Source organism: Gemmatimonas sp. (assembly GCF_041689975.1).
GTDB lineage: Bacteria > Gemmatimonadota > Gemmatimonadetes > Gemmatimonadales > Gemmatimonadaceae > Gemmatimonas.
Map to the genome: position 1 here is coordinate 1 of NZ_JBDNFF010000413.1, position 2521 is coordinate 2521.

Here is a 2521-nt window from a genome sequence, read left to right on the forward strand (position 1 = left end):
GCCGAACGTCGCGAGGCGCGTTGCACCGCCCAGTGAAATACCAAGCATCGCGCGGAAGTCACGATCGGCCTGCTGCGACGTCTGCGGCGTTCCGTACACCGGCGCGGCCATCGCCGTGCGCGGCGCATAGGTGAGCACCGCACCAAGGCGAGTCATCGTGGGCGCGGTCAAAAACGCGGGTACTTCGCTCGGCTCGGCCGGCGAGAACGGCCGCACCGCCACGCGCACTGCACATGGAGCCAGCGTGGCAGCGGCGCTTTCGCGAGCGGCCTGCGACATCGCGGCCTGCACATTCGTGGCGTTGAGCGACCGGCGGAACATCGCGCCGAACTTGCCCGGGAACGCCGCACTCACCGCCGACGGCAGAGCCGTTGCTATCGTGAACGCCGCCGATGCAGCTGCGCTGGAGACCATCGGAACCGGCAATGTGCTGGTGGCGATGACACGCAGGCGATCGACTTCATCGAGTTCGAACAGCTGACGTACACCGCCTTCGCCGACGGAGAGCGCCATCACTCGTTCTCCCACGCGCACCACAGCGATCCCCGTTTTCGGGCCCAGCGGAATGCGCTGCACGACTTCCAACGGCACACGCGTTCTTGACGCGAGGGCGCCGGCTCCAAAGCGCTTGAGCGCCCAGAGGCAGACGGCGCCAAGTCCGAGGACGAAGGCGAGAGCGGCGACAACACCCAGTGCAGCGGTCAGCATGTCCGTCTCAGGCCGCGTTGGCCGAGCTGGAGGCGGCCGGATTGGCCAATACGCGCGTAATGCGCACGCCGAAGTGCTCACCGAGCACGACCACTTCACCTTCGGCGAAACGACGGTCCCCGACATAGATGTCGATCGGTTCGCCAGCGAGGCGGTCCAGTTGAATCACCGAGCCACGACCGAGGCGCAGAATTTCCTGCACCGTCATCGAAGTGCGACCCAGTTCGATGGACACGGGAAGGGTGAGATCCAGAAGCATGCCGATCGGCACTTCCGTGGTGCTCATCATCGTCTGCTCGAACTCGGTCAGCTGCGGGGCGCGAACTGGCGCTGCGACCGGTGCGGACGATTCGTCCTTGAGCGAGGAAATAGGCTGTCCAGCCGCCTTGGCGGCTTGCGCGCTGGCGACCAGCGCGTCGATTTCGGCGGGATTCATGCGGAGGTCGTCCGTGAGTCTGAGGTCGTGGCGCTGGGTACGGCATCGACGATGCGCACCGCGAGGTTGCCATTTACACGGCCGGGATGGCCGATGAAGCGTTCCTGCGTGCCGGCGCGCACGATCACACGCGCATCGGTCGGGATGCCGGTGGGGATGATCGTGCCTTCGGTAATGCCGGCGATGTCGCGCATCGAGAGCTGGAAGTCGGGAAGCCGCGCGGTGAGCGGCACCTTCGTGGCGCGCAGCGCGTTCTCGCTGCGCAGCCGTGTCGTCTCGCGTTCCGAATCGCTCGTGGTGAGCGACGCATTGCGCTGCTGGCCACTCGACGTGAAGAACTTGTCGAGCACCGAGAAGGGCAGGCAGATCAGCAGCAGGCTGCTCACGTTGCCGGTGGTGAACTCGACGTTCGCCACGAGCACGGGATCTTCGCGGTTGACGACTTGCAGGATTTCGGGCGACGACTCGAAGCCGGTAATGTTGAGGTCCATCGCGACATGGTCCTGCCAGATCTCCTGGAGGAGACCACTGACCTTGTCGGCGACCGACCGAACTGCCATCCGCTCGATGGGGGTAAGCGCACGCGTGAGCGCGCTGCCCGTACCCTCGCCACCGAACAGGCGATCGATGATGAAGGTGCTGAGCTCGGGGCCGACGTCGATGACGCCCTTCTGGCCCGTACCGGTGATGTCGAAGATGAACGACGAACAGGGCATCGGCAGCGAGAGCGTGAACTCGCCGAATGAGAACTGCTCGACGCTTTGCAGTCGGACTTCCATCTGTCCGCGCACACGCGAGATGAGCCACGCTTCCAAACCCTTCACCAGGCGCTCGTACATCGCCTCGAGCGTGCGTAGGCGTTCCTTGGACACGCGGTGCGGACGACGGAAGTCGTACACCTGCACGTCCATCGCCATCGTCGGTGCGGACGCCTGACGCGCCCCGCCGCCGAGGAGGCGATCGATGTCGTTCTGGCTGAGTGTTTCGGAGCTCATCGTGTGGTCGGTGCGGCGTGACTCACTGAACGACGAACTGCGGGAAGTAGATGCGCTTCACGGTCTTCTTGCCAAAGCGCTCATCCACGGCCTTCATGATCTCGACCTTGAACTGTTCGCGCGCGGCCATGTCGGTGAGCTGCTCGACGGGCTTGGTGCCCAGCGTGGTCAGCACAATGTCACGGAGCTCGGCGTCGCGTGACTTGAAGCTCTCGATCGCAGTGGGCGAGCCCGCTTCGATCGCCACGGTAAGCAGGAGGTAGCGCGAGCCGCCGCTGCCAGCCGGGTTGAGCACCATGTTGTCGAGCACGTGGATCGCTGCCTCAGCAGCGGCCCCCTCCTTGCCTCCTTCGGCCGGCGCGCCGTGATCGCCTCCAGCGGC

At 65.2% G+C, this 2521-nt stretch carries 4 protein-coding genes; all 4 read right to left on the bottom strand.

Features of this window, described 5'->3' with window-relative positions; genetic code table 11:
- Window positions 1-708 (bottom strand): flagellar biosynthetic protein FliO (locus tag ACESNG_RS23385; protein ID WP_373071119.1); only part of this gene is annotated, 708 nt, incomplete at its 3' end.
- 7 nt (window positions 709-715) lie between these two features.
- Window positions 716-1144, bottom strand: a complete 429-nt coding sequence (fliN, locus tag ACESNG_RS23390; protein ID WP_373071121.1) for a flagellar motor switch protein FliN — start codon at window positions 1142-1144, stop codon at window positions 716-718.
- Window positions 1141-2139, bottom strand: a complete 999-nt coding sequence (locus ACESNG_RS23395; protein WP_373071123.1) for a flagellar motor switch protein FliM — start codon at window positions 2137-2139, stop codon at window positions 1141-1143. The genes fliN and ACESNG_RS23395 overlap by 4 nt, the downstream gene beginning before the upstream one ends.
- A gap of 22 nt (window positions 2140-2161) precedes the next feature.
- The coding region (gene fliL / locus ACESNG_RS23400) for a flagellar basal body-associated protein FliL (RefSeq protein WP_373071125.1) at window positions 2162-2521 on the bottom strand (360 nt) is incomplete at its 5' end.

Coding starts and splice junctions, on each gene's coding strand:
- fliN (WP_373071121.1), bottom strand. CDS start 1,144: ATGAATCCCGCCGAAATCGACGCGCTGGTCGCCAGCGCGCAAGCCGCC.
- ACESNG_RS23395 (WP_373071123.1), bottom strand. CDS start 2,139: ATGAGCTCCGAAACACTCAGCCAGAACGACATCGATCGCCTCCTCGGC.